Annotated in this window: 29 protein-coding genes and 2 pseudogenes; 15 read left to right on the forward strand and 16 right to left on the reverse strand. The window is 54.7% G+C overall.

Features of this window, described 5'->3' with window-relative positions; genetic code table 11:
• The first annotated feature begins 280 nt into the window (after positions 1-280).
• Both CFB04_RS04285 and CFB04_RS04290 read left to right on the forward strand, forming a co-directional pair.
• A complete protein-coding gene (locus tag CFB04_RS04285; RefSeq protein WP_088534127.1) occupies positions 281-517 on the forward strand; it encodes a helix-turn-helix domain-containing protein in 237 nt (78 codons plus the stop codon).
• Positions 514-1,761: a type II toxin-antitoxin system HipA family toxin gene (locus CFB04_RS04290; protein ID WP_088534128.1), complete on the forward strand. Its 1,248-nt coding sequence runs from the start codon at positions 514-516 to the stop codon at positions 1,759-1,761. The genes CFB04_RS04285 and CFB04_RS04290 overlap by 4 nt, the downstream gene beginning before the upstream one ends.
• Before the next feature lie 23 nt (positions 1,762-1,784).
• On the opposite strand, the gene CFB04_RS04295 is transcribed toward CFB04_RS04290, so the two are convergent.
• Complete coding sequence (locus tag CFB04_RS04295; protein WP_088536696.1) at positions 1,785-2,687, reverse strand: AraC family transcriptional regulator; 903 nt, start codon at positions 2,685-2,687, stop codon at positions 1,785-1,787.
• Positions 2,688-2,918: 231 nt separating this feature from the next.
• Between CFB04_RS04295 and CFB04_RS04300 the strand changes: the two genes are divergently transcribed.
• The 6 genes and pseudogenes from CFB04_RS04300 (at position 2,919) to CFB04_RS04325 (ending at position 8,617) form a co-directional block, all read left to right on the forward strand.
• Positions 2,919-3,923, forward strand: coding sequence for an aldo/keto reductase (locus tag CFB04_RS04300; protein ID WP_088534129.1), 1,005 nt, complete (start codon positions 2,919-2,921; stop codon positions 3,921-3,923).
• Between the two features lie 66 nt (positions 3,924-3,989).
• Positions 3,990-4,175 (forward strand): annotated as a pseudogene (locus CFB04_RS04305) (aldo/keto reductase); the annotation flags it as partial.
• Positions 4,174-4,803, forward strand: a pseudogene (locus CFB04_RS04310) (alpha/beta hydrolase); the annotation flags it as partial. The pseudogenes CFB04_RS04305 and CFB04_RS04310, both read left to right, overlap by 2 nt.
• A 46-nt stretch (positions 4,804-4,849) precedes the next feature.
• Positions 4,850-5,563 (forward strand): 4Fe-4S dicluster domain-containing protein, encoded by a 714-nt coding sequence (locus CFB04_RS04315; RefSeq protein WP_088534130.1) that lies wholly within the window; start codon positions 4,850-4,852, stop codon positions 5,561-5,563.
• Positions 5,560-7,362, forward strand: coding sequence for an aldehyde ferredoxin oxidoreductase family protein (locus CFB04_RS04320; RefSeq protein WP_088534131.1), 1,803 nt, complete (start codon positions 5,560-5,562; stop codon positions 7,360-7,362). Before CFB04_RS04315 ends, CFB04_RS04320 begins: the two co-directional genes overlap by 4 nt.
• 64 nt (positions 7,363-7,426) lie before the next feature.
• Positions 7,427-8,617, forward strand: coding sequence for an aldo/keto reductase (locus tag CFB04_RS04325; protein ID WP_197692569.1), 1,191 nt, complete (start codon positions 7,427-7,429; stop codon positions 8,615-8,617).
• A gap of 122 nt (positions 8,618-8,739) precedes the next feature.
• Here the strand turns inward: CFB04_RS04325 and CFB04_RS04330 are convergent, their stop codons facing one another.
• Both CFB04_RS04330 and CFB04_RS04335 read right to left on the reverse strand, forming a co-directional pair.
• Positions 8,740-9,342, reverse strand: coding sequence for a GNAT family N-acetyltransferase (locus CFB04_RS04330; protein WP_088534132.1), 603 nt, complete (start codon positions 9,340-9,342; stop codon positions 8,740-8,742).
• Between the two features lie 23 nt (positions 9,343-9,365).
• Positions 9,366-10,274 (reverse strand): AraC family transcriptional regulator, encoded by a 909-nt coding sequence (locus tag CFB04_RS04335; RefSeq protein ID WP_088534133.1) that lies wholly within the window; start codon positions 10,272-10,274, stop codon positions 9,366-9,368.
• Positions 10,275-10,490: 216 nt separating this feature from the next.
• Here CFB04_RS04335 and CFB04_RS04340 point away from each other — a divergent pair, with 216 nt between their 5' ends.
• From CFB04_RS04340 to CFB04_RS04370, 7 genes are all read left to right on the forward strand, one after another.
• Complete coding sequence (locus CFB04_RS04340; RefSeq protein ID WP_088534134.1) at positions 10,491-11,678, forward strand: iron-containing alcohol dehydrogenase; 1,188 nt, start codon at positions 10,491-10,493, stop codon at positions 11,676-11,678.
• A gap of 148 nt (positions 11,679-11,826) precedes the next feature.
• Positions 11,827-13,038: an MFS transporter gene (locus tag CFB04_RS04345; protein WP_369833273.1), complete on the forward strand. Its 1,212-nt coding sequence runs from the start codon at positions 11,827-11,829 to the stop codon at positions 13,036-13,038.
• Between the two features lie 52 nt (positions 13,039-13,090).
• Positions 13,091-13,561, forward strand: a complete 471-nt coding sequence (locus CFB04_RS04350) for a cyclophilin-like fold protein (protein ID WP_088534136.1) — start codon at positions 13,091-13,093, stop codon at positions 13,559-13,561.
• A gap of 116 nt (positions 13,562-13,677) precedes the next feature.
• On the forward strand, positions 13,678-14,691 hold the full coding sequence (locus CFB04_RS04355) for an alpha/beta hydrolase (RefSeq protein ID WP_369833274.1): 1,014 nt from the start codon (positions 13,678-13,680) through the stop codon (positions 14,689-14,691).
• Between the two features lie 50 nt (positions 14,692-14,741).
• Positions 14,742-15,254: a cupin domain-containing protein gene (locus CFB04_RS04360; RefSeq protein ID WP_088534138.1), complete on the forward strand. Its 513-nt coding sequence runs from the start codon at positions 14,742-14,744 to the stop codon at positions 15,252-15,254.
• Positions 15,247-15,978 carry a carboxymuconolactone decarboxylase family protein gene (locus CFB04_RS04365; protein ID WP_088534139.1) on the forward strand — a complete coding sequence of 244 codons (732 nt, stop codon included), beginning with the start codon at positions 15,247-15,249 and terminating at the stop codon, positions 15,976-15,978. Before CFB04_RS04360 ends, CFB04_RS04365 begins: the two co-directional genes overlap by 8 nt.
• Positions 15,979-16,000: 22 nt before the next feature.
• On the forward strand, positions 16,001-16,540 hold the full coding sequence (locus tag CFB04_RS04370) for a flavodoxin family protein (RefSeq protein WP_088534140.1): 540 nt from the start codon (positions 16,001-16,003) through the stop codon (positions 16,538-16,540).
• A 106-nt stretch (positions 16,541-16,646) separates the two neighbouring features.
• Here the strand turns inward: CFB04_RS04370 and CFB04_RS17810 are convergent, their stop codons facing one another.
• From CFB04_RS17810 to CFB04_RS04425, 13 genes are all read right to left on the reverse strand, one after another.
• The gene (locus CFB04_RS17810; RefSeq protein WP_157698713.1) at positions 16,647-16,802 is read right to left on the reverse strand and encodes a hypothetical protein; all 156 of its coding nucleotides are present in this window, start codon (positions 16,800-16,802) and stop codon (positions 16,647-16,649) included.
• A gap of 170 nt (positions 16,803-16,972) precedes the next feature.
• Positions 16,973-17,275 carry a hypothetical protein gene (locus CFB04_RS04375; RefSeq protein WP_088534141.1) on the reverse strand — a complete coding sequence of 101 codons (303 nt, stop codon included), beginning with the start codon at positions 17,273-17,275 and terminating at the stop codon, positions 16,973-16,975.
• Positions 17,272-17,664: a TSCPD domain-containing protein gene (locus CFB04_RS04380; protein ID WP_088534142.1), complete on the reverse strand. Its 393-nt coding sequence runs from the start codon at positions 17,662-17,664 to the stop codon at positions 17,272-17,274. Before CFB04_RS04380 ends, CFB04_RS04375 begins: the two co-directional genes overlap by 4 nt.
• A gap of 22 nt (positions 17,665-17,686) precedes the next feature.
• A complete protein-coding gene (locus tag CFB04_RS04385) occupies positions 17,687-17,932 on the reverse strand; it encodes a hypothetical protein (RefSeq protein WP_088534143.1) in 246 nt (81 codons plus the stop codon).
• Entirely contained in the window at positions 17,922-18,194 is a 273-nt protein-coding gene (locus CFB04_RS04390; RefSeq protein ID WP_231934368.1) for a hypothetical protein, read from the reverse strand. Before CFB04_RS04390 ends, CFB04_RS04385 begins: the two co-directional genes overlap by 11 nt.
• A 1-nt stretch (position 18,195) precedes the next feature.
• On the reverse strand, positions 18,196-18,639 hold the full coding sequence (locus CFB04_RS04395; protein WP_088534144.1) for a hypothetical protein: 444 nt from the start codon (positions 18,637-18,639) through the stop codon (positions 18,196-18,198).
• A 32-nt stretch (positions 18,640-18,671) separates the two neighbouring features.
• Positions 18,672-19,169 (reverse strand): DNA repair protein RadC, encoded by a 498-nt coding sequence (gene radC, locus CFB04_RS04400; protein WP_088534145.1) that lies wholly within the window; start codon positions 19,167-19,169, stop codon positions 18,672-18,674.
• Between the two features lie 86 nt (positions 19,170-19,255).
• The gene (locus CFB04_RS17815; protein WP_157698714.1) at positions 19,256-19,483 is read right to left on the reverse strand and encodes a hypothetical protein; all 228 of its coding nucleotides are present in this window, start codon (positions 19,481-19,483) and stop codon (positions 19,256-19,258) included.
• Positions 19,446-19,703, reverse strand: a complete 258-nt coding sequence (locus CFB04_RS04405) for a hypothetical protein (protein WP_088534146.1) — start codon at positions 19,701-19,703, stop codon at positions 19,446-19,448. The genes CFB04_RS17815 and CFB04_RS04405 overlap by 38 nt, the downstream gene beginning before the upstream one ends.
• 78 nt (positions 19,704-19,781) lie before the next feature.
• On the reverse strand, positions 19,782-21,293 hold the full coding sequence (locus CFB04_RS04410) for a hypothetical protein (protein WP_088534147.1): 1,512 nt from the start codon (positions 21,291-21,293) through the stop codon (positions 19,782-19,784).
• Positions 21,294-21,303: 10 nt separating this feature from the next.
• Complete coding sequence (locus CFB04_RS04415) at positions 21,304-22,242, reverse strand: DUF3150 domain-containing protein (protein ID WP_088534148.1); 939 nt, start codon at positions 22,240-22,242, stop codon at positions 21,304-21,306.
• A gap of 72 nt (positions 22,243-22,314) precedes the next feature.
• Positions 22,315-22,692, reverse strand: a complete 378-nt coding sequence (locus CFB04_RS04420) for a hypothetical protein (RefSeq protein WP_088534149.1) — start codon at positions 22,690-22,692, stop codon at positions 22,315-22,317.
• Positions 22,693-22,701: 9 nt separating this feature from the next.
• Positions 22,702-23,625, reverse strand: a complete 924-nt coding sequence (locus CFB04_RS04425; RefSeq protein WP_088534150.1) for an AAA family ATPase — start codon at positions 23,623-23,625, stop codon at positions 22,702-22,704.
• Positions 23,626-23,634 lie beyond the last annotated feature (9 nt).

Consider the following 23,634-nt stretch of genomic DNA (forward strand, 5'->3'; position numbering starts at 1 on the left):
CTAGACTATTGTGCATTACAATAACTAGTTTATTCTGTATTGTCAACGCTAGATTATTGTGCATGGCGGTAGCAAGATTATTCTGTCGAAGCGCCTGCCGGTTTGAAGGTTGGAGCAACCTTCGCTCATCTAGTATCCTCCGTTAATTATCTAGAATCGGCTATATTCATTCTTTCATGGCGTTGTGGTGAATAACATCAATGATCATGTATATAATGGTGGCCTTGTGGCATTAATGCTGATATATATACGAGCGTATATGTGGGGTCATGGAGGTAACATGAAGATTGCCAGTGCGGAAGACATCGGGCGCATCATCAAACAGAAGCGGAAAAACGATCGCCTCACGTTGGAAGAGGCTGCTGCTGTTTGCGGAGTGAGCTATGCCTTTATGTCTGCCCTGGAGAACGGCAAGGAAACGGTTCGACTGAACAAGGTGCTCCAGGTAATCAAGTGCCTGGGTATCGAGTTGGAAGCGAAACCACGGACGTGGGCGACTCCGGGGGCCGAATCATGACTGCAGCTCTCTCGGTGAGAATTGATGATGCAGTAGTCGGGCGGCTCTGGTTGGACGAGAAGAAGCGGTTCTGCTTCCAGTACGACCAGGACTGGCTGGAGCGTTCGAAAATCCCCCTGTCGCTCTCGCTGCCGCTCAGGACCGACCCCTATCTTGACGACGAGTCGCATCCCTTCTTCGCGAACCTCCTTCCTGAAGACAAAATCAGGGCAGTGATCGTCCGCAATCTCGGAATCTCGCTGAATAATGATTTCGGCCTGCTGGAGCGGATCGGTGGCGACTGCGCCGGTGCTGTTTCTTTTTATCCCGAGACCGGAGAACTGAAACACGAACCTGGTCGATATCGCCAGCTCTCGGCGGATGAGCTCGCCGCCATCATCAGAGAACTGCCGCGTCGACCGCTTCTTGCCGGCGAGAAGGGGGTACGGCTCTGCCTTGCCGGCGCGCAGAAGAAGCTGCCCGTCTTCTACGATGACGACCACTTCCATCTCGGATATGGCGCATTCACTTCCAACTACATTATCAAACCGGCAATCGAGGACCTTGACGGCTCGGTAGAGAACGAAGCATTCTGCATGGCGCTAGCGGGCGAGATCGGCCTGGATGTGCCGCGCTCGTTCATCCATCAGCATGAGGATACAAGGGTCTTTGTCGTCAAACGGTATGATCGCATTACAACCGTGGATGGCACAAAGAGGCTGCACCAGGAGGATTTCTGCCAGGCGCTCGGGGTTCCACCAGAGTTCAAATACGAATCCGAAGGGGGCCCATCACTGGCGGCATGCTTCGATCTGGTACGGAAGACAAGCGTCAGATCGGGAAAGGATGTGCTGTCACTGCTGAACTGGGTAATCTTCAACTACCTGATCGGCAACTCCGACGCCCACGGTAAGAACATTTCCCTGCTATTACTGCCTGAAGGGCCAATGCTGGCCCCTTTCTACGATCTCCTTTCCACCCGGATCTACGCCCAGTATGGCCTGGCAGAAGGGCTGGCCATGAAGATCGGCGGAGAGAACGATCCTGGCGACATCCAGAAGAAGCATTGGGAGCTGTTTGCCGAGGAGGTCGGCATCAAGCCGCGGCTGGTGCTGACCCGTGTCGCCGATCTCGCGCAGAAGATCGAGGTTGCCCGTCTGCAGCTCTTCAAGGGCGCCTTCGCACCCTACAAGTGTGATGCCCTCTACCGCTTGATGGATTTCATGGGGGAGCAGGCAGAGAAAACCATGCATAAGCTTGCATAGGTATCCTGCTAGTTTCGCATCTCCTATCCCCTCTCACCGGCACCCAGTTGCCGCAAACTTGTAATATCCCGCAAAGGTGGGGCTCCAAACATGCGGTTGTACTCGCGGCTGAACTGCGAAGGACTTTCATATCCAACCTGAAATGCTGCGTTTGCAGCATCCATCCGCTCCGCCAGCATGAGACGCCTGGCCTCCTGCAAACGTAGCTGTTTCTGGTACTGTAACGGGCTCAATGCCGTCATTGACCGGAAGTGTTGATGAAAGGTCGAGGTACTCATGCGCGCCTGCTCTGCGAGTTCTTCGATGCGCAACGGCCGCATGAAATTCACCTTCAGCCATTCGATTGTCCGAGCTATCTGATGACTCTGGCTACCCGCCGATGCAATCTGGCGCAGTCGCGCCCCCTGATCCCCTACCAGCAGCCTGTAGATAATCTCCCGCTGGATAATCGGCGCCAGGATCGGAATATCCTGTGGCTCGCCAAGCAGATCGATCAGCCGATGAAAGGCAGTAAGCAACGGAAGGTTGACCTCCCCAGTCGCCATACCACGGCCCGATTGCTGCGTACGCGGTGCAGGAAGGCTGCTGTCGGCCATGAGTTGTGAAATCTCGCGCTGATCGAGCTTCAGCCTGAGCCCCAGGTAAGGCTTTCCCGGACTCGCTTCGATTATCTGCACGACAGTGGGTAGATGTACGGACGTGATCAGGTAGTGGTGCGCGTCATATACGTAGGTATCTTCCCCCAGGATTACGCGTTTCGCCCCCTGTGCTATGAGACAGATGCTCGGTTCGTACATGCCGCTAACCGGCTCCGTTGGTTGCTCACGTCGGAAAAGGGCCAAGCCGCGAATAGCCGTTTCGTTTGGCTCTATCTGTTCGGTCCATCGGGCAACTCGCTTTCCCAAAGATTCTATCGCTGTTTCCATTTGTTCCACCCGCAGGTTCCTGCATGACAATTAGGTTTTTTCCCGCACTCTACATATAGAGCGTACCTTATCATCTCTTCGGCTTTCAACGAAAATTTACCGTTCCGTAGGATTAGGCAAAAAACACGGAGGATCAATCTACCGCTTTTGCCACTTAATCGGTACGATACAATTAATAATTGATCAGCTGCTACGGATCAGTTGGGCCGTAAGTGATGAAAGGAGAAAACAATGCAAAAGCGATTATTGGGGAAAAGTGGTCTTGAGGTATCAGCACTCGGTTTCGGCTGTATGGGTATGAGTTTCGGATACGGACCCCCAAAGGATAAGCTAGAAATGATCGCCATACTCAGGGCCGCTGTCGAGCGTGGAATTACCTTTTTCGATACGGCAGAAGTCTACGGCCCTTTCACCAACGAAGAGCTTGTCGGAGAAGCGCTTGCGCCATTCCGCAACCGGTTGACTATAGCCACCAAGTTCGGTTTTGACACCAGTGTTGATCCCCGTTCGACTAAGGGAGGTGGGCCGGTACTGAACAGCCGACCGGAGCACATCAAGGAAGTGGCCGAAGCCTCGCTAAAGCGACTCAGGACAGATGTCATCGATCTCTTTTACCAGCACCGGGTCGATCCGGACGTGCCGATCGAAGAGGTGGCAGGAGCAGTAAAGGATTTAATCCGGGAGGGGAAGGTCAAGCACTTCGGCCTCTCGGAAGCAGGAATACAGACTGTTCGGCGTGCCCATGCTGTCCAGCCGGTGGCAGCGGTTCAGAATGAGTACTCGCTCTGGTTCAGACGCCCTGAAGAAGGACTGTTGCAGACCCTTGAAGAACTGGGGATCGGCCTCGTCCCCTACAGCCCTCTTGGCAAGGGATTCCTCACCGGCAAAATCGACCAGGCGACAACGTTCGACAGCACCGACTTCCGTAGCACCCTACCGCGCTTCGCACCGGAGGCATTAAAAGCGAACCAGGCTCTGGTCGATTTGCTCGACCGCATCGCAACACAGAAGAATGCAACAACTGCCCAGATTGCGCTGGCATGGCTCTTGGCCCAGAAGCCATGGATCGTGCCGATTCCGGGAACCACAAAGCTGAATCGCCTGGATGAAAACATCGGCGCTGCTTCAATAGAACTCACGGCTGACGATCTTGCCACTATCGAACAGGCCGCCGCAAAAATCACTGTACACGGAAACCGCTACCCCGAAAAAATTGAAGAGTTGACGGGACGATGAGCAAACGAAGGTACTCAGAAAGAAGATACCAAGTATGCAGAAACTAACTTTAATAATGGCGTGGAGATGCCCGTTCTCGGATTCGGCGTCTTCCAGGTCAGCGACCTCAACGAATGTGAACGCAGCGTCAGTGATGCCTTGCAAACGGGCTATCGACTGATTGATACGGCTGCCTCTTACATGAATGAAAGAGCCGTCGGCGACGCGATAAGGAGTAGTGGCGTGGCCAGGCATGAGCTGTTCGTGACCACTCACTCAGTATGCTGGTGTAGATGCTAATCGGTTAGGCTTGCTAGGCATTTGTGGGGGTGGTGGCTATTCACTGAAAGCGGCCCAAACCGACAAGCGATTCAAAGCCGTTTCCACTCTGAGCATGTTTAATTCCGGATTAGTTCGGCGCAATGGCTATATGGATTCGCAAGTAGCCACAATCCAGGAACGGTTGCAGCAGGCTTCTGACGCCCGGGCGCAAGAAGCGGCCGGAGGCAAGATTATCTATGCAGGTGATACCAAACTGACTGATGAACAAATTGCCAAATTGCCGTTTGAATTGTATCGCCAGGGGTTTGAATACTACGGCAAGACTCACGCCCACCCAAACTCCACTTCCAAATACACCATGAGTAGCCTCATCGATTTGATGAGTTTCGATGCCGCCAGCAATATGGATCTGATCAATCAACCGTTGCTGATGATAGCGGGCAGCAAGGCCGACTCACTGTATATGACCCAAAGTGCCTTTGCAGGTGCGACTGGCACGAGAAACAAAGAGCTGTTCCTGATTGATGGCGCAACCCATATCGAAACATATTGGAAACCGGAATATGTGAATCAGGCCATGGCTAAATTGACCTCGTTCTTCGGCACGACACTGAGATAAGAAGCCGCTATGCAGGCAATATTGTATGAGCTACGGAGTGTATACCATGAAAAACAGTGACAGTTCTAGTGGAGGGACAAACCTCACCCGCCGGGAATTCATCAAAGGGGTTGGGCTGGGTGGTGGGGCTGTGGTCCTACTTGGTCAGTTCGGGGTCCAGGGTTTGGCCTGGGCTCTCTCTGGTGACCCTGAATTGAAGATGGTGCTGGTTGATTATACCAAGTGCACCGGTTGTCGGACCTGCGAAACTGCCTGTTCGGCGCAAAACTGGCCGGTGTCAATCGCCGGGCGGAAACTGCCGGGACTGGGAAATCCACGGTTCGCCAATATCCGGGTGCACAGTTTTAACCCCGACGTGGATGTGCCGAGTGTCTGCGCCATGTGCAATGATACTCCCTGCGTGAAGGCGTGTCCGGTTGCCCCTGATGCGAAGACTGGGAGGCGAGCCCTTTATCGGGATCAGGTGACGCGCACCATACACAATGATCCCGAGAGGTGTATTGGCTGCCAAAGTTGCGCCAAAGCCTGCGCGACGCAAAGAACCGGGGTCATAACCCCCAACTCCCTAACCGGCAAGCCTGAACGAATGTGCACCCTTTGTGGCGGTGAACCGCAGTGCGTCAAGCGGTGCCCCTTTGGGGCGATCTCCTATGTCGAGGTTCGGAGTGACCGGAAGTTTTACGGCCTCGGCCCGGAAAAAATTGCCGCTGAACTGGCTAAAGGCTGGTATGGGACGGCTGAGTTTGGAGGGATGAAATGAGTAGGAAACCTGGGTACCATGGCGTAATTCTGCACATAGACCTTTCCACTGGCAAAAGTGAAAAAGTGGCCATCCCTGCCGAAGACCTGGACAAGTTCGTCGGTGGCCAGGGGCTCGGTATGAAGATTCTCTGGGATCGGCTGAAAAAACCGGGCATCGACCCACTTTCGCCCGAAAACCCGCTCATCTTCATGCCGGGTCCGTTTTCCGGGTTGCCGGTTCCCTCATCGTCCCGGACCTGCGTGGTGACGAAATCCCCCATTACCTCGCCGCTGAAGTCCGAGTATGACCATGCCTCGACTGTTTCCTACTCGAATATGGGTGGTTTTTTCGGTCCGGAGATCAGGTTTGCTGGCTATGACGGTCTCGTCATTACCGGCAAAGCGCCTGAACTCAGCTATGTCGTTATTGATGACGACAAGGTGGAGATTCGCGAGGGGAAGAGATTCAAGGGTATGCGCACGGATGCCTTCGACAAGGTATTCCTGGATGCGCTTGGCGACCGGCGATTCAAGACTGTCTATATCGGTCCGGCTGGGGAGAATCTCGTTCAGTATGCCAGCATCCTGCATACGGCGGGGCGGGCAGCTGGCCGGGGGGGCATGGGCTGCGTCATGGGTTCCAAGAACCTAAAGGCCATCGCGGTGAAGGGTTCGGGGCAACCGGGCGTTGCCGATCATCAGCGGTTCCTGGCCGCTCTGGAAAAGGCGCGATCGGCCTTGTACGGTACCGCTTATGCCAAGTCCTGGGCGGAGCAGGGAACGGCCCGGGCCATCGTTGGCAACAGTAATGCGGGGACTGAGGCGGTTCGGAACTATCGCGAAGGAACCTTTCCGGATGCCGACAAAATCGGCGGCGACGCTGCCAGGCGCGATGTCTGGGTGAAAGACATCGCCTGTTATTGCTGCCCGCTTGCCTGCAAGAAGAGTGGCATAACGAAAGGCAAATACGGCGGCATTGTTCACGACGGCCCCGAGTACGAAACCGGTGTCATGCTTGGCTCGAACCTTCTGATCTCGGACATGCCCGGGCTGTTGAAGGCAATCACCACCCTCGACGACCTGGGCCTGGATCAAATCTCCACAGGCAATGTCATCGGCTTTCTCATGGAGGCCTACGAGAAGGGTTTGATCAATAGGACTTTTCTGGACGGCATCGATCTCAAATGGGGGAGCGTCGATGCGACGCTGGCGATGATCGAGAAAATCGCTGCGAAGGAAGGCGTGGGAGCTCTGGCCGCCGAAGGGGTGAGGGCGCTTTCCTGGCATATCGGCAAGGGGAGTGAGAAGTTTGCCATACAGGTAAAGGGACTGGAACTGGCCGCGCACAACATCCAGGCAAACCAGCCTCGGGGGCTTTCCTACGTCACCGCCTCCCGTGGGGCCTGTCACATGAGCGGCGACAATATCGCCATGCAGAACCGGCGGGCCATGCTCGACTCGACCGGCATGTGCTTTTTTCCCACCTTCGAGCCGGCGCTGGAAGAACCAATGCTCGCTATGCTCAGCGCCATCACCGGACATGAATACGACAAAGCCGAGTTCGAGAAGGCTGGTGAACGGATCTTCAACCTGGAGAAGTTGTTTAATTACCGCGAGGGGTTCCGCCGGGCAGATGACCGACTCCCCGACCGCTTTTTCGAGGATGCTTTCACTATCGGCTCCAAGAAAGGGTCAGTACTTGACCGGGGTCAGTTCGAGGCCATGCTCACCCAGTACTACAAGGATCGAGGTTGGGATCCAGAGAGCACCAAACCCGGGAAGGCAAAGTTACAAGAGCTCGGACTTGATGCTGCTTAAACCAACTTCGTAACCGCTATATGAAATACACGGTATTGAACACAAGAAAGTAGGAGGCTCGGACATGGATAATACACAAAACGACCACACCCAAAAAACTGGCGCTGCCATGCTGGATCGCCGCAAGTTTCTCATCGCAGGAGCAGGAGTGGTCGCAGCCTCGTTGCTGCCACATGTTTCCGCCGCTGCACAAGTTCAGGAAGGACAGAAATCCCACCGGGGAGCAGGTCACCAGTCCTCAAGCCTGGGAAATCGCAGACTCGGCACACTGGAGGTATCGAGCATTGGCCTCGGCGTGCAGAACATGAGCCGCAAGTATGATACTACTGTGCCATACCGTCCGGAAATGATTAACGTCATCCGCGACGCCTTCGATCGTGGCGTCACCTTTTTCGATGCGGCGGAGGCATACGGGCCGTTTGAAGTAGAACGCATTCTCGGAGAAGGGGTGGCTCCTTTCCGCAATAAGGTCGTGATAGCAACTAAATTTGGCTGGAACATCGATCAGGAAACCGGCAAGCGGCTTCCGGGACTCAACAGTAAACCTGAGCATATTAAGCGGGTAGTTGAGGCTATGCTTAAACGTCTTCGAACCGATCGAATTGATCTCCTCTATCAGCACCGCGTTGACCCCGAGGTTCCGATTGAGGATGTAGCAGGAGCGGTTAAAGCCCTGATGGATCAAGGTAAGATTTTGCACTGGGGGCTCTCGGAGATGGGACTTAAGACGCTGCGACGTGCTCATGCAGAATTACCCATCACTGCTGTCCAGAGCGAATACTCGATGTTATGGCGCGGACCCGAGAAAGAAGTAATTCCTACTTGTGAGAAGCTTGGAATTGGTTTTGTTCCATGGAGCCCACTCGGCGTACAGTTCCTGACGGGCTGGATCGACGCCAATACCCGCTTTGCTCCCGGTGACTTTAGAAGTACGGAGTCCCGATTCTCGCCGGAGAACCTGCCGCATAATCTGGCGCTTGTCGACTTGGTAAAGAAGTGGGCGGAACGAAAATCTGCCACGCCTGCGCAAATAGCCCTGGCGTGGCTGATGGCACAGAAACCCTGGATCGTGCCAATCCCCGGGACAACCCATAAAGAGCATATGCTCCAGAATATCGGCGCGAGCGATGTTCGCCTGACAGCATCCGAACTATCCGAGCTGAATGCGTCCGTCGCAGCGATCAAGATCAGGGGACAGCGCCTCCCGGATGCAGTACAGGCTTTCTCAGATGCAGAGGCAACACCAAAAAGATGATTCAGATGATCATCACAGTTGACACTACCCAAGATTCCGTTAACAAAGTATCAAATTCGAGGTATATCTTTACGTGATATTTCCCTCAGCAGATAAAATCAGTGGCGTGCTGCCGCAGGCAATTAAATCAGTTCCTTGCTCCAGAACGACATAGTGTGATCACGTTTTGCACCGTCGGTCTCCAGCCACGTGAAGTGTACCGTTGCTCCTGGAACTCGGGCAAAACCTGTGTGGGCAAGGAATCGTGTAATGGGGACGTAGTCACGAGGTCGTGAGGGGTGATCTTCAGGTCGCTCAACCGTGGCGCAGGTAATCATGTGGTAGCTGCAGAGAGACCGGATGTGGTTTTCCAACTGGGCAAGCAGTTTCCGACCGAAACCGCAATTGCGGTATGCCGGGCGAAAGAGCAATTCTCCGACGTAATACACCTCGTTGAGTGGTAACGCTGTCCCGGCGAAAGCGCCACGCAGTTTGGCATCTTCGTGGATAAGCGGCATGCCTGTAGCAGCCCCAATCACTGTAGATCCGTCATAGGCGAGAATGACGCAAGCATCAGGTGCCTCGGCATAGGTGCCCAGGTATGTGAGCTCGTCTTCTCGCAGCCCCCGATACAGATAGGGATACTCCTGGAAAATTTCGAGACGGAGCGTCGCCAGATCATCCAGAGCATCTGCTATTGCAGCACCGGTCAGCAATTGCTCGGTTATTTCCTTAACGCTTTTCATACCGGTCTGTTTGATCCTCTCAGTTATCCTTTAGCAGTCATCATACGAAGCTTCGTAATGTCCCGTAACGGCGGCGCACCGAACATGCGGCTGTATTCCCGGCTGAACTGTGAAGGGCTTTCGTAACCGACCTGGAACGCGGCATTTGCAGCATCCAGTGACTCCGACAGCATTAAACGCCTGGCTTCGTACATGCGAAGGTGCTTTTGGTATTGCAGTGGACTGAGCGCGGTCATGGACCGAAAATGGTTATGAAATGATGAAGTGCTCATGCGGGCCTGGGCAGCCAGATCATCAATACGCAGCGGCTGTGAGAAGTTGTTTTTTAGCCATTCGATCGCACGTGCTATCTGTTGACTCTGACTTCCCGCCGACGCAATCTGGCGCAAACGCGCCCCCTGTTCACCCACAAGTAAACGGTAAATGATCTCCTTCCGGATGATCGGTGCCAGGATCGGTATCTCCTGCTCTTCATCAAGCAGGTCGATCAGGCGCTGAAAGGCAGTGAGCAGTGGCAGTGTTACTTCACTCGTCGCCATACCATGACCGGATTGTTGCGAACGGTGATGGGGGAAATTACTGTCAACCAGCAACTGAGAAACTTCTTGTATGTCAAACGTCAATTTGAGCCCCAGTAACGGCCTTTCTTTGCTTGCTTCGAGGGCATGGACGAACGTGGGCAGGTTCACGGATGTAATCAGATAATGATTCTCGTCATACACATATGGTTCAGTCCCCAGCAGCACGCGCTTGGAACCCTGCACGACCATACAGATACTTGGTTCATAGACGACGCTCATCGGTTCGGTCATTTCGTCCTGTCTGAAAAAAAATAACCCCTGAATTGCGCTTGCATACAGATCACTGTTATTCGTCCATCGGGCAATACTCTCCCGCAAAGCTTCTCGCGACGATTTTATTTTGTCGTCCATAAAATATCCTAATTTATTGTTTATGCAGTGTTTTGTCGAAGCAATCCTGATTGAATCATAGCAAGACGTTTTTTCTATTACAATGTTTTTGGAGCACTTTGTAGGATCAGGCAATAAATGTGTAGGATCGTTCTACCGACTTATACCGTTAAGCGCTACGATCAAATCATCAGGATTAAGAATTTCAACCAAAAGACTTATTTCAGGGAGAATCACATGGAATTCGAGTACTACAACCCAACCCGCCTGATCTTTGCTGCCGGAGCACTCTCACGTCTGGGGGAGGTTGCCAGCCAGCATGGCAAACGCGCTCTGTTGGTTACCGGCGGCGGCAGTGTCAAGCGCAGTGGTGTTTATGATCGCGCAGTCGCCAGCCTGAAGCGTGCCGGCGTCTCAACGGTGGAATGCTCCGGCGTCGAGCCCAACCCGAGAATCACCACCGTCAGACGAGGTGCCAAGATCGCTCGGGACGAAGGCTGCGATGTGATCATCGCCCTGGGCGGCGGCAGCACCATGGATGCAGCGAAGGTGATGGCAGCCGCGTTTTACTATGACGGTGATCCTTGGGATATGATCTTCCACGGTCAGACCGTGCCGTATGTCCCGACCCGTGCGCTTCCTGTCATAACCGTGCCGACCCTGGCGGCTACCGGTTCCGAGATGAACATGGGTGCGGTTATATCCAACGAAGAGACGAAGGAAAAGTCATTTGTCCAGGCCCAATGTCTGTATCCCGTTGTCGCCTTGGTGGACCCCGAACTCACGATGAGTGTGCCGCAGGATCAGACCGCGTACGGCATCTGTGACATAATAACCCATGTGACCGAAGGATGTTTTAACGGCGTTGCTGGCACCCCCATTCAGGACCGCTTTGCAGAAAGTGTCATCATCACCGCCATGGAATACGGTCTGAAAGCGCTTGAAGATGGAAACAACCTGGAAGCTCGCGCCCAGGTGCAGTGGGCTTCGATCGTTGCCCTCAACGGCTGGGTTAATGCAGGCACCAACGGGGGGTTCCCCGTGCACATGATCGAGCATACCTTGTCCGCCTATCACGACATCACCCACGGGGCAGGTCTGGCTGTGGTCAATCCGGCCTGGATGCGCTTTGCCGCCAGCCACAGACAGGAAAAGTTCGTACAGTTTGCCGAACGCATTTTCGGTCTCGATGCAAAGAACAGCAGCGATCTGGACTGTGCCCTTGAAGGCATTGACCGCTTTGAAGCATTCCTCAAATCCATCGGTTGCCCCACCCGCCTGTCTGAACTCGGCATCGGTGACACGTTGCTGACAGAGTATGCCAAGGAAACGGTCCGTATCATCCATGATGACAAGGGGCTTTTGCCAGGTCAGCCGCCGATGAGCGAGGCGGATATTGTCTCTGTGCTGCGGTCGGCGCTGTGATCTACTGATATACATTCATTGCGAAAGAGATAGGTTTTACATGAGTTTTACTTGTGATGATACAGTTGGAATTATTACTGATACAGGTTTTGCAGCGGTGCTAACAGGCACTTATGAGAATGCTGCACACGTTGTTTTAGATGAATTGATGCCAGACGGCTATCAGGATGCTGAATCCGCGTCAAAAACGACACAGGCAGCTTTTACCGGGTGGCAGCTCTGGAGCGCGGTCGGTTCAATGACACTGTGTGTGGCGATGCTGATCGCTTCGGAATTCATGCCGGTCAGCCTGTTGACACCGATAGCAGAAGACTTGCGGGCGACCAGCGGCATGGCAGGCCAGGCGATCTCTATTTCCGGTCTCTTTGCGGTGGTAACCAGTCTGTTCATAGCAACCATCGCCGGGCGCATCGACCGCCGCCATGTGCTGATGGGGCTGACTGGGCTGATGCTGTCCTCGCTGATCCTGATTGCCGAGGCATCCAACTTTGCCATGTTAATGTTTGCCCGGGCGCTTCTGGGGGTAACGATAGGTGGATTTTGGGCTCTGGCCACGGCGACGATCATGCGCCTGGTTCCGGAGGAATCCGTTCCAAAGGCGCTGGGGGTCATGTACACCGGCAACGCTTTAGCTACAACCTTTGCCGCGCCCATCGGCAGCTATCTTGGGGCGATAATCGGCTGGCGTGGTGTTTTCTGGGCACTTACCCCCATCGTCGTAGTCAATCTGATCTGGCAATGGATCAGTCTGCCGGCCATGCCCCCACAGGCCGCTCAACCTGTCGCCAAGGTTTTTGGCCTGCTGAAACGACGTAATGTTGCCTTCGCCATGCTGGGTGTGATGCTCACTTTTGCCGGCGCCTTTGCCACCTTCACCTATCTGCGTCCTTTCCTTGAAACCTACGCCCTAGTGAGTGTGCCCCAGCTGTCCATGCTCCTGCTTGGGCTGGGAGGGGCTGGATTTGCCGGCACATACGGAGCCGGTATGCTGCTTGGTCGCCACATGTATTCTCTGCTCAGGTGGCTGCCAATGGCATTAAGTGTGGTGACACTTGGACTTTTGGCGGCTGGTCATATCCTCTGGGGAGTGGCAGTTGTGATGATTGCCTGGGGTGCTTTGAACTCGGCTATTCCGGTTTGCTGGTCCACCTGGCTGAGCAAAGGCATCAGCGATGAACCTGAAAGCGGTGGCGGGCTGATTGTAGCGGCAATCCAGCTTTCTATCATGCTGGGGGCCGCATTCGGTGGTTTACTCCTGGATCATGTTTCTATCGCCGCAACATTCATCGGTGGTGCGATTCTTCTGGCACTTGCATCCTTGATGATCGGCAATGGCGATCGCATCAAACCGCGCGGATGACGGGCGTTAGGCGCATTCACACTGAGAGGAAATATTGAAAGGAAGAAAAACCATGAAGAAAAAACTCCAGATAATTTTGGCTTGTTTCTTTATTTCAATACTCAGTGTTGCAACCATTGCGGGAGCGCAGACCATGAAAAATGAGAGTGTAAAAAAGTCAGACAGTATAAAAATACGCTTGAGAGTCAATGACAAGATCATCACGGCCACGATGATCGACAGCAAAACTACCCGGGATTTCATTTCCCTGCTGCCGCTAACACTGGCCATGAACGATCTGTTCCGCAGGGAAAAATACGGCCATCTGCCCAAAGCAATCTCGACTGACGGGGGGCGAGCGTACAGGTACGAAGTCGGGGAAATTGTTTACTGGTCTCCTGGTCCTGACGTAGCCATCTACTATCGCCAGGACGGTGAGAGGATACCCACCCCTGGCATCATCGTCATCGGTAAAATTGATTCCGGTGTGGAGTCTCTAAATGTAGCTGGCTCAGTAAAGGTGACAATTGAGCTCGTCAAGTAAAGACATGGTAACTAAACAAAAACGATCACAACAACCTGGCAGGCTAACCTGCTAATTGAAAGGAGTTCGAAATGAACAAAACAGGCTTTATCACTCGTTGTTTCCGCGTCCTCACCATGATGATACTGGGTATGACAGGCGTTGGCGCTGCATTTGCGGCAGACAAGTCCAATGGAGCAGACAATTTTTACAAGAGCGACAAGGTAACCATGCAAAAGGTTGAGTTTAAAAATCAATACAACATGAAGGTTGCAGGGAATCTGTTTATTCCCAAAGGCTTGAAGCAGAACAGCAAAAATCCCGCGATCATTGTCGGGCATCCAATGGGCGCCGTGAAGGAGCAGAGCTCGAATCTGTATGCCACGAAAATCGCTGAACAGGGGTTCGTAACGTTGTCTCTGGATTTGTCTTTCTGGGGGGAGAGTGAGGGGCAGCCTCGCAACGCTGTCTCGCCGGATATCTATGCCGAGGATTTCAGTGCTGCGGTGGACTTCCTGGGCACCCGGCCGTATGTTGACAGGGATCGGATTGGCGCTATCGGGATTTGTGGCAGCGGGAGCTTTGTCATCAGTGCGGCCAAGATCGACCCGCGCATGAAAGCCATTGCGACCGTCAGCATGTACGATATGGGCACTGCCGTCCGTAGCGGACTTGGGCACTCGCAGACTGTCGAGCAGCGGAAGCAAATCATTTCGGCAGCAGCCGAGCAGCGCTATGTCGAATTCACGGGCGGTGAAACCAAATACGTCGGCGGGACGGCACATCAACTAACTGCGGACACCGACCCAATTCAGCGTGAGTTTTACGATTTCTACCGCACTCCAAGGGGCGAATTCACTCCCAAGAGCTCGTCGCCCATGCTGACGACTCACCCGACATTGACCAGCAGCGTCAGATTCATGAACTTCTACCCGTTCAATGACATCGAGACGATCTCTCCGCGACCGATGCTGTTCATCACCGGTGAGAACGCTCATTCCAGAGAGTTTAGCGAAGATGCCTACAAACTGGCTGCCGAACCGAAGGAACTCTACATTATACCGGGCGCAGGGCATGTGGATCTGTACGACCGGGTGAATCTTATTCCCTTTGACAAGCTCACATCCTTTTTCACAAAAAATCTGAAATAAAGCGATGCCCAAGAGAATCTGGAACCACTGATCTGCGTTGAGGAGAAACAATGAAAATTACATCGATCCTGTTATCGCTATCCCTGCTTGTTTCAATGGGTGCTTTTGCCAGTCAGGCGCTTGCCGCCGAAGAAATCAAACTATCGCAAACCATAACCCGGGCCGGCACTCAGGCTTCCTACAAGGTGCCTGCCGAATACTTTACCGGCACTGTTTGGGTCGATCCCCTGTTTGCTGCCAACGACGCGGCACAATACTCCGGTGCTTATGTCACCTTTGAACCGGGCGCCAGATCTGCCTGGCACATTCACCCGACCGGACAACGCCTGCTCGTTACCGCCGGTGTCGGTCGAACCGGGGAATGGGGTGGCCCGGTCGAAGAGATCAAGGCTGGTGACGTGATCTGGTGCCCGCCGAAGATAAAGCATTGGCATGGTGCCTCACCCACCACCGCCATGACACATATCGCCCTCACCGGGACCATCAACGGTAAGAATGTGGAGTGGCTGGAAAAGGTCAGCGACGAGCAGTACAACGGTAAACCGGGTGGCAAGCATGAATAGACTGGTAACCGAGTTCCTGGCAATCATTTTTGCCATGATGTTTATCCTTGCAGCCATAGCGGAGGCGCGACCCATGGAGAAAAAATTGGTACTAAGTTCAAAACAGCAAGGCATTATCCCCATTGCCGCATTTACCGCCACGGGTGATCTGGAAAAGCTGAAAGTCTCCCTGAATGAAGGGCTGGATGCCGGTCTGACCGTCAACGAGGTCAAGGAAATCCTGGTGCAACTGTATGCATATACCGGTTTTCCGCGCAGTCTAAATGGTATCGGTACCTTCATGGGTGTCATGGAAGAGCGACAGAAGAAGGGAATCAAGGATGAGGTTGGCAGAGAGGCAAGCCCCTTGCCTGCCAATAAAAGCAGCGTCGAACTTGGCACGAACGTTCAGACGAAACTTGTAGGCAAGCCGGTCAGCGGGCCGATATATACCTTCACTCCCGCCATCGAACAGTTTTTGAAAGGCCACCTGTTCGGCGACATCTTCGGGCGTGACAATCTTGACTTCCAGAGCAGGGAGATTGCCACCATATCGGCGTTGGCTAGCATGGATGGCGTTAATCCCCAACTGCAGGGCCATTTCAACGTCGGACTCAATACCGGTCTGACGGAGGCGCAGCTGAAGACCCTGATTTCTGTTCTCAGTGCCAAAGTTGGCAAGAAAGAAGCAGATAATGCCAGTGAAGTATTCGGCAAAGTTTTGAGCGGTAGAAAATCTCAGTGAGATACATTGAAAGGATATTTTTATGTCAAAGAAGATAGTGGTATTGTCCGGAAGCCCCAGGAAAGGCGGCAATTCTGAACTGTTATGTGACCAGTTCATTCGTGGTGCAACAGAATCAGGAAATCAGGTAGAAAAGATCTTCGTATGCGACAAGACAATCAATTATTGTACCGCCTGTGACGCCTGTCAGGGTAATGGCGGCAAATGCGTCCAGAAAGACGATATGGCCGAGATACTCGATAAGATGATCAGCGCTGATGTGATCGTTATGGCCACTCCAGTCTATTTCTATACCATGAACGCCCAGATGAAGACATTGATCGACCGAACTTATGCTCGGTACACCGAGATCAGCAATAAAGAGATGTATTTCATCATGACAGCCGCGGTAGGTAACAAAGACCTGCTAGAAAGGACTCTTGAATCATTCAGGGGGTTCACTGCCTGTCTGACTGGAGCCAGGGAGAAGGGTGTCATTTGCGGGACCGGGGCCTGGAACAAAGGGGACATCAAGAAAAGCCCCGCAATGAATCATGCGTATGAAATGGGGAAGAATGCCTGATGGCACTTACCTGGTATTCATCGCTGTAGGTGAATCTGTGCGCATAATTAACGCAAAAAAGAAAAGGCGGCCACAAGGGCCGCCTCTATCCAGGCCGGACGGGGCTTCATCCAACCTGAAGACTGTAGCAGGGTCTTCCTCCCGAGAGAATGTAGATCACCTCGATCTCGCCGTCTGAAAAATTGTTCCTCAGTACAGCCTTCTCGAATTCCTCCCACGAAAGCGAAAACTCCCTGCCGTTTATTCGTGCTCGTACTGTCATGGCTCTATCCCCCTGTGCTGTTGTGATTGGCGCCCAAAAGGGCTCCCCGCAACCACCGTGATTACGGAAGCTCCGGGGAACCCTCCTGGGCGAGGGGAGAGAGCAGGGGAGGGCGCACTAAGCGCCGCTCCCCGCATGAAAAGAGCCAGGCTAACCCGCTCTTTTTACCGTTACTTCGTCTCGGTCTGTGGTGGACCCGGCTGCGACTTTTCCGGTGACGACTCCTTTTTCCGTTCCTCTTCCCGTTGCTGCACTTTATCCCGCAACTCGTCCTGAGGATCGGTCAGGGCCCTGCCGGCGCTGGCGGTCATATGAACCACCGTGGCTACAGGGTTCAACCAGGAAGCTCCCTGCGTCGCAAGTTCCACCTTTGCCCATTGGCTGTGACTGCAGCCGGCTACAAAAAGCGTCGCAGCCACCATCGAACCCATCTTTATAACGTTCATCTTGATGCTCCCCTCTATCGTGTTCATGGTGGAACCTCCATCGTATTTGCTTCCGCGAAATCCTCATCCTCGATCAGACTGTTGATGTCTTTCCCAGTCGCCAAGTGATTCATCACCAGTCGCATGGCTGACGCCACCTCATGGAGGCAGGTCTTCGGCCCATGATGACAGGAAATCCCGTACAGTGCCTTCACCGCATCCTTTGCCTCCAGTCCGGACCGAAGTCCGTAGGAGACGAGCCGTGCAATGCCGTCGGCCATGGCGGAGCCGCAGCCCCCGGCCTTGCCGAAGCGGATGAAGACCTCGAAAGGTTTTCCGTCCATGGTGGTCACAGTCACAAAGAGCTTGCCGCAATGTGACCGCCGTTGAATGGTAAATCCCGGTGCGGCGACGGGACGTGGGTTTTTGGGGCTCATAGTTTCCTCCGCTCATTCTTGCCTACCATCCTCTCTGATCCAGCTGATCCATGACAGCGGCAAGCCCGATCCCGGCAGACTCGAAACCCGCATAATGGCCGGTGGCTGTCGAACCTTGGTGTCCGTCGAGGCACTTTCGGACATCGGGCATGAACTCGGAGAGGAAGTTGACCGCTTCACAGCCGTTGATTTCCTCGCCGTAGAATCCGCTGTCCGGATCGGCCTGCGGGAAAGTCTCTATCAGTTCCTGCAAAAGTTTAATTGCCATGTTCTTTCTCCTCTCCCGCGTAATGGGAATACTCCCTTTCGTTTTCGTAATTGTTCCGGGCGACGCGGAGATTGTCCTCGAAGTCGATCTCCATCCGCTCACAGAAGTGCATCAGGTCGGTGAGCAGATCCTTGACGTCATCTTCGTCGCCATCGAAATCGCATCCTTCAAGGGTGAGGCAGTACGCCTGCATCACCGTATCAATTCGTCCGGCGCGTTCCTCGTTGGTGGGCTCACCGGACATTGCTCTAAACGTGCTCATTTCACACCCCCATCGCAATCTGCTCATCGTCCGGATACTCCTCACGCTGGTCGTAATCGCCGACGTCATCAAGAGTGGTAAGGAGGACCGTGTCGGTAGACCACCGAACCTCGGTGTTCTTGTAAAGGCCGGACCAGTAGAAGCCGGTATCGGTGACGTTGAGAAGGTTGCATTCCGCCGGTTTCGGGTATTCCTTCAGAGGTACCTTCCCGCATTCCCATTGCTCATAGTCAGCGTTCCTGAAATCACAGGCATAGTTGAACTCGGAAATCCTGTAGACGTCCAAGTTGCGGACGGCTTCGGCGAGCTTCCTGATCCGCTCGATCATACCGGCGGAAAGTTCAACTATTGCGTAATCTGCTCCCTCAAAGAAATCGTTGTTGTCGAATACGGGCAGGATGAGTTTTTTCGTGAAAGGCTTGATGTCTTCATGTTCCTTTTTCATGTTGGTCCTCTCTGTTGTGGTCGGACAGGGCTTTAGATAAGGCCCTGTTCCGCGAAGCTTGTATAGCTGTCCCCGATGATGATGTGATCCAGCACCTTGATTCCAAGGAGTTCGCCCGCTTCAGTGAGACGGCGGGTGATCTCCATGTCCTCGCGTGATGGTGTCGGGTCGCCGGAAGGGTGGTTGTGGATGAGGAGGATCGCGGCGGCATTGGAAAGACAGGCGGTCTTGAAGACCTCCCGTGGGTGAACGACGCATTGGTTCAAGGAACCTATCGACACCCTGTCGAGGCAGGCGATTCTGTTCTTGCCGTCCAGATGCAGGGCGATGAAGTGCTCCTTGGCCTCGTGACGGAGATTCATGAACATCTCGAAGACCTGTCTTGCAGACGTGAACCGCATCGAGAGCCAATCCGGGGCGTCTTCGCGCACCACCTCTTTCCTGAACCTGGCTTCGATTGCGCGGATAGTTATTTTCTTTGTCTCCGGGAGGACTTCCTCTCCGAAGAGATTTTTGGGGTAGCGGGACATTCGATTGCTCCTTTCCGGAAGGCACGAATGCCCCCGAGGGGACTGTGCCCCCCGAAGGGTAATGGATGGTAGTGGATGACGATCTTTCAGAACACTCTGACCGACCTGAATGGAGCGCCTGTTACGGCCGGTCCACCCGATGATCTCCTGGTGTCTATCTCCAGATGACACGGAATCCACCCGGTCGATCTGCCGACCCAGAAGCGCCTCTTCCCGCCGTAGCAGTCCACCACTTCGACCCTCTTTCCTTCAAGGCCGATGAGCTGGGGCGTGAGTTCAGCCTTCGAGCGGTAGCCGGTCTGCTGATGTTTCAAGATCCGACAGCAGCCGGTATTTCTCGTAAGCTGCCATCGTCCCCCGTTCTTTCGGCAGCGGAGTCAGGTCCCAGCGGTCAAGCTCTGCGGCAAGCAGGTTGCCCAGTTCCATCACCCGATCGAAACCGAGGGTGCTGCATCCTTCCTCGAAATGGATGACGTACAGACCGTTGCCGGGTCCGAAGTAGTCGGTATTTATGGTTACTTTGTTCTTTTTCACTCTGAACCTCCTTGAAGACACTCCTCCCCATACGGGAGTGTCGGTTGGGACTCCCGGTATGGGCGGGGTGAAGAGGTGTCAGACTGACTTGCGTTTAGTGATGAGTGCCTCTTTGAGCAGACCGATCAGTGCGGCAGGCAGCTCTTCTATCTGCTTGATGACCGATGATTCTTTGAGCCAGCCCGTGATCGAGCCGTCGAGGATGCCGATTCCGTACACCTCGATGCCGCACGACACGAGCCTTTTCACCGCTCTTTTTGTGTTGTCGATGCTGTCGGGTTGGCCGTCGGTCATGGCGATGACGATCTTCCGGCGTTCCGGACGATGGGTGAGAAGCATTCCTGCCCATAGAAGGGCCTCCGCCATCGGTGTTCCTCCGCTGGAGCCGATGCTGAAGCATCCGGCCTTCGGCTTTGAGCCAAAGTCCTTCAGCATCAGCACGTTTCTCCCCCAGGGGAAGGCACCGGCGGCGCAGGTTACTCCCGGCAGAAGTTCAAGCGCCTCCGCAGTAACGAAGGTTGCCTGCAGCGCCACACTCATCTTCTCAGGATTCATGGAGCCGGAACGGTCGGTGAGCAGCACAATGGCCGTGTTGTCGTCCTGCCTCTCCCGGCGGGCCTGAAATACCCGAGTGTCGGGAGTCCGGCAGGCGACGCGATGTACCGACCGGCTGTCGATGCGGTAGCCTCCTCTTTTTGCGTTGTACTGTTGCAGTCGGACGGCCTGAAGGAGTCCGGCTAGCTGGCTTCGCATTCTGCTTGTCTTGCGGCGGGCATAGTCGAAACCCATCTCACCCTCGATCCTTTGCCTGTCTCCGGGACCGCTGCCCCCCTTGTCCCCCGCTGGGGAGGTGTCGGGGACTTCTTCCAGCGTCCCGAAACAGGCTGCCTTCTGGTGTTCCTTGCCGAGCATGTCGGCCACCATCTGGCCCAAGTTCACTTTCTGCGTTGCCTTGCCGGCGTCTGCATCCTTGAGTTTCTCGATGCCGTGTTTTCTGTTTCTGATCAGGGCTTCGATCTCTTTGCCGAGATCGACACAGTCGGAAAGGGAATCGCAGGAGCCGATTCTTGCGAGGCATCCTGCGAACTGATCGCAGAAGGGATCGCCGAAGCTTTCCCTGCTCCATTTCTCCATTTCCTTTGCTATGTCCGCGAGCGGCTGTCCGAGGACATCCGCGCGGCCCCGGCAAATGAGCCAGCTGGTGAGAAGCGACATGGGCTGGCTTTTGGTGCCCCTGAAGTTGTCGTTCTGGTTTCTCAGGATGGCGACCAGTTCACGGAGATTCACCGCACACCCGGGAAACTCTTCGCACTGCTTCTTCTCGATGTAGACTTCCTCGATGAGTTCCCCCCACGTTCCCATGTCTCTTCCGAAGTCGGAATGGCGAACGTGAGCAGCCTCGTGGTCGACGTAACCGCGGGCAAGTGTTGCGGCCCTGAGATCGTCGGGAGGAAGTGTTGGAATGATGATTTCCTGTCCGTTGGTGTAGGCCTGATCTCCCTCGATACGCAGGGTAACGCCCATTCTTGATCCGAGGGCCTGCAAAGCGATCCGTAGTCCTCCGATGACGGTGGATAGTTTTGATGGCATAGTCTTTCCCTCAGAACCATTCCGTAGGCGCCTCTTCAAACTGGGGCACATAGGGAAGGTCAGGTATTATCTCGATCTCTGTAGACTCCTCCGAGGTTTCCAGTTCTTCCGCCGGCACTTCCTCAGGTGCTTCCTCGACGGGGAGATGTTCCGCAATATCGCGGGCCTCCGGGATGTTGCCGAGGAGATGGATTGCCCCGCATAATGCGGCGAAATCCGCCCCTTTTATTGGTCCGGCCTTCGGAAGGGTGGCGAGGGTTGACCTGATGCCGGTGACCAGCTCGTTCAGGCCGGGCTCGAGAAAGACCAGACCTTCGATCTTGTCGAGCATCGCCCTGACCGGCCGCACCGTTTTCTGGCCGACCTCCAGTTTCCCACGGAAGGAGTCGTCCCAGGTCCTTTGGGCCTGCTGCCGGACCTCGTGACGGAGCTGATCGGCCAGGCCGTTTATCTCAGTCTCAAGACCGGTTTCATGACCTTCGACCGGGTTGATGTTGAAAGTCTGAACCTTGAAGGCAAGCTGCCCACCGACGTACTCAGCGGGTTCCACCGCCCGGGCGATCACTTCTTCCCAGCCGGGGTTCTGTTCTTTCCAATCCTGAACCGTCTTGTCGTACTCAGACAGGAATTCAGTCTTGGCTGCTTCGTATTCCTTCTTGATCAGATCCAGTTCCGCCATGAGGCCGTCGAGCTTCTCCACGGGTACCGCGTACCCGCTGAGAAACCGGGTGCCTACGGACAGAACAGCCCGTTCCGCCCGCCTCTTGAATGTCGCAAAAGGCGCAAGCGCTGCCGGGTCCATGACCCGTTTGCTTCCGAGTGAAGCGAGTTTCTGGGGTGGGAGTTCGCTGCCGTCAGCCAGTTTCAGATCCTCCTGACGGAGCTTCTTGCGCCCCGTCCAGAGCGAAACCGACAGTACGAGGATGGATATGTTGTCGAGTATGTTCATTTCGTCTCCTTGAAGTAGAAGAGGGAGACGCACCACCCCAGGGGGATGTTTTGTCTCCCCCGTTGATGGGTGTTAGAACCATTGATCGCTGTTCCGGTCGGACAGCCACTCCGTTATTACCTGTCGGCTCAAAGGGGGAGTGGTGTCTGACGGACGAGTGTTCGGTGGTGGATCAGGCGGCGGTGCATTGCGAATCAGATGTGACCAGCCGGTGCCGGGGAACCATTCCCCGAGCACCCTATAGCCCTTTGCCTTCTTTTCCTCGATTTTTTGATCGAGAAACGTTCGGGAGGGTGCCGGTCCGATAACCTTGCTCTGGTTCACCTGACCGGTCTTTCCCCACTGACTGATGACTTCTCTGTCGGTGAGGAATCCGAGCCAGTCCTTGCCGCCGCTGGAGGAGGGAGCCCTCATCCAGATGCCGTAGTGTGCGTTGCCGGGAACGAACATGACCGCCTCCTATGCGATGATGCGCTGCACCAGCTCGTGTAGAGCCTGGCGGGACTGAGGTTCGGCCCGAAAGCCGAGCGCCCGGTCGAGAGCATAGACGATGGGGTTTACTCCCGGTTTGGCTTTGAAAAATGTGGCCAGCTGCGCCCACCTTATGAGGGTCCGGGTGCAGAAGGTGACCTCGATCTCGCCGCTTACGAAGAGGTCGCGGACCTTGTTGGCCACTTCCACCATTTTCTGCCGGATAGGGGAGGGGACTTCCGGGACCGCTTTTTCAAGGGCGAGGTTCTCCTCCGCAGGATCGGCATAACCGACCTCCAGCATCATGAACCTTCCCATTGAGGCGAGGTTCTGGCGTTTCGTCGATTGATAGAGCCCGGTCGCATCGCCGTGGCCGGCGGTGTTACCGGCAAAGATTATTCTCGCGCCGTAGCGCAAGGGATCGATGCTTTCCCCAGTTTCCGGGACCATGATTGTTCGGCCTTCGTTGACGGCGTTGAGCCCGACGAAGGTGCCGGGATCGAGAGTGTCCGCCTCGTCCAGCAGTATCCACGCTCCGGCCGGGTCCTTGAGGCCTTGGATGAAGGGGCCGTCTACCCACTCCATGGTGCCGCTGCGGACGACGAAGCGTCCGAACAGTTCCGGCATCTCCATCCTTTCGTGGCACGAGACCACATAGAGGGGGATGTTGAGCCGGGCGGCGATCTGGGTGATGATCGACGATTTTCCTGATCCGGTTGGACCGACGACGTAGAGAGGATCTGTGCCCGCAGCTCCCCGTATCCACGCCAGGATGTCCGAAAGAATGTCCCTTCGGAATACGTAGTCCTGGTTTGTCCGGGGGATCATCGGGTGTTTTCCGTTGTCGCGGATATCGACGGTTATCGTGGCGGGTGCCTGGATGTCGAATATTTCGGTTATGGGTTTCTTCATTGTGGCCTG

Source organism: Geobacter sp. DSM 9736 (assembly GCF_900187405.1).
In the GTDB taxonomy this organism is placed as follows: Bacteria; Desulfobacterota; Desulfuromonadia; order Geobacterales; family Geobacteraceae; genus DSM-9736.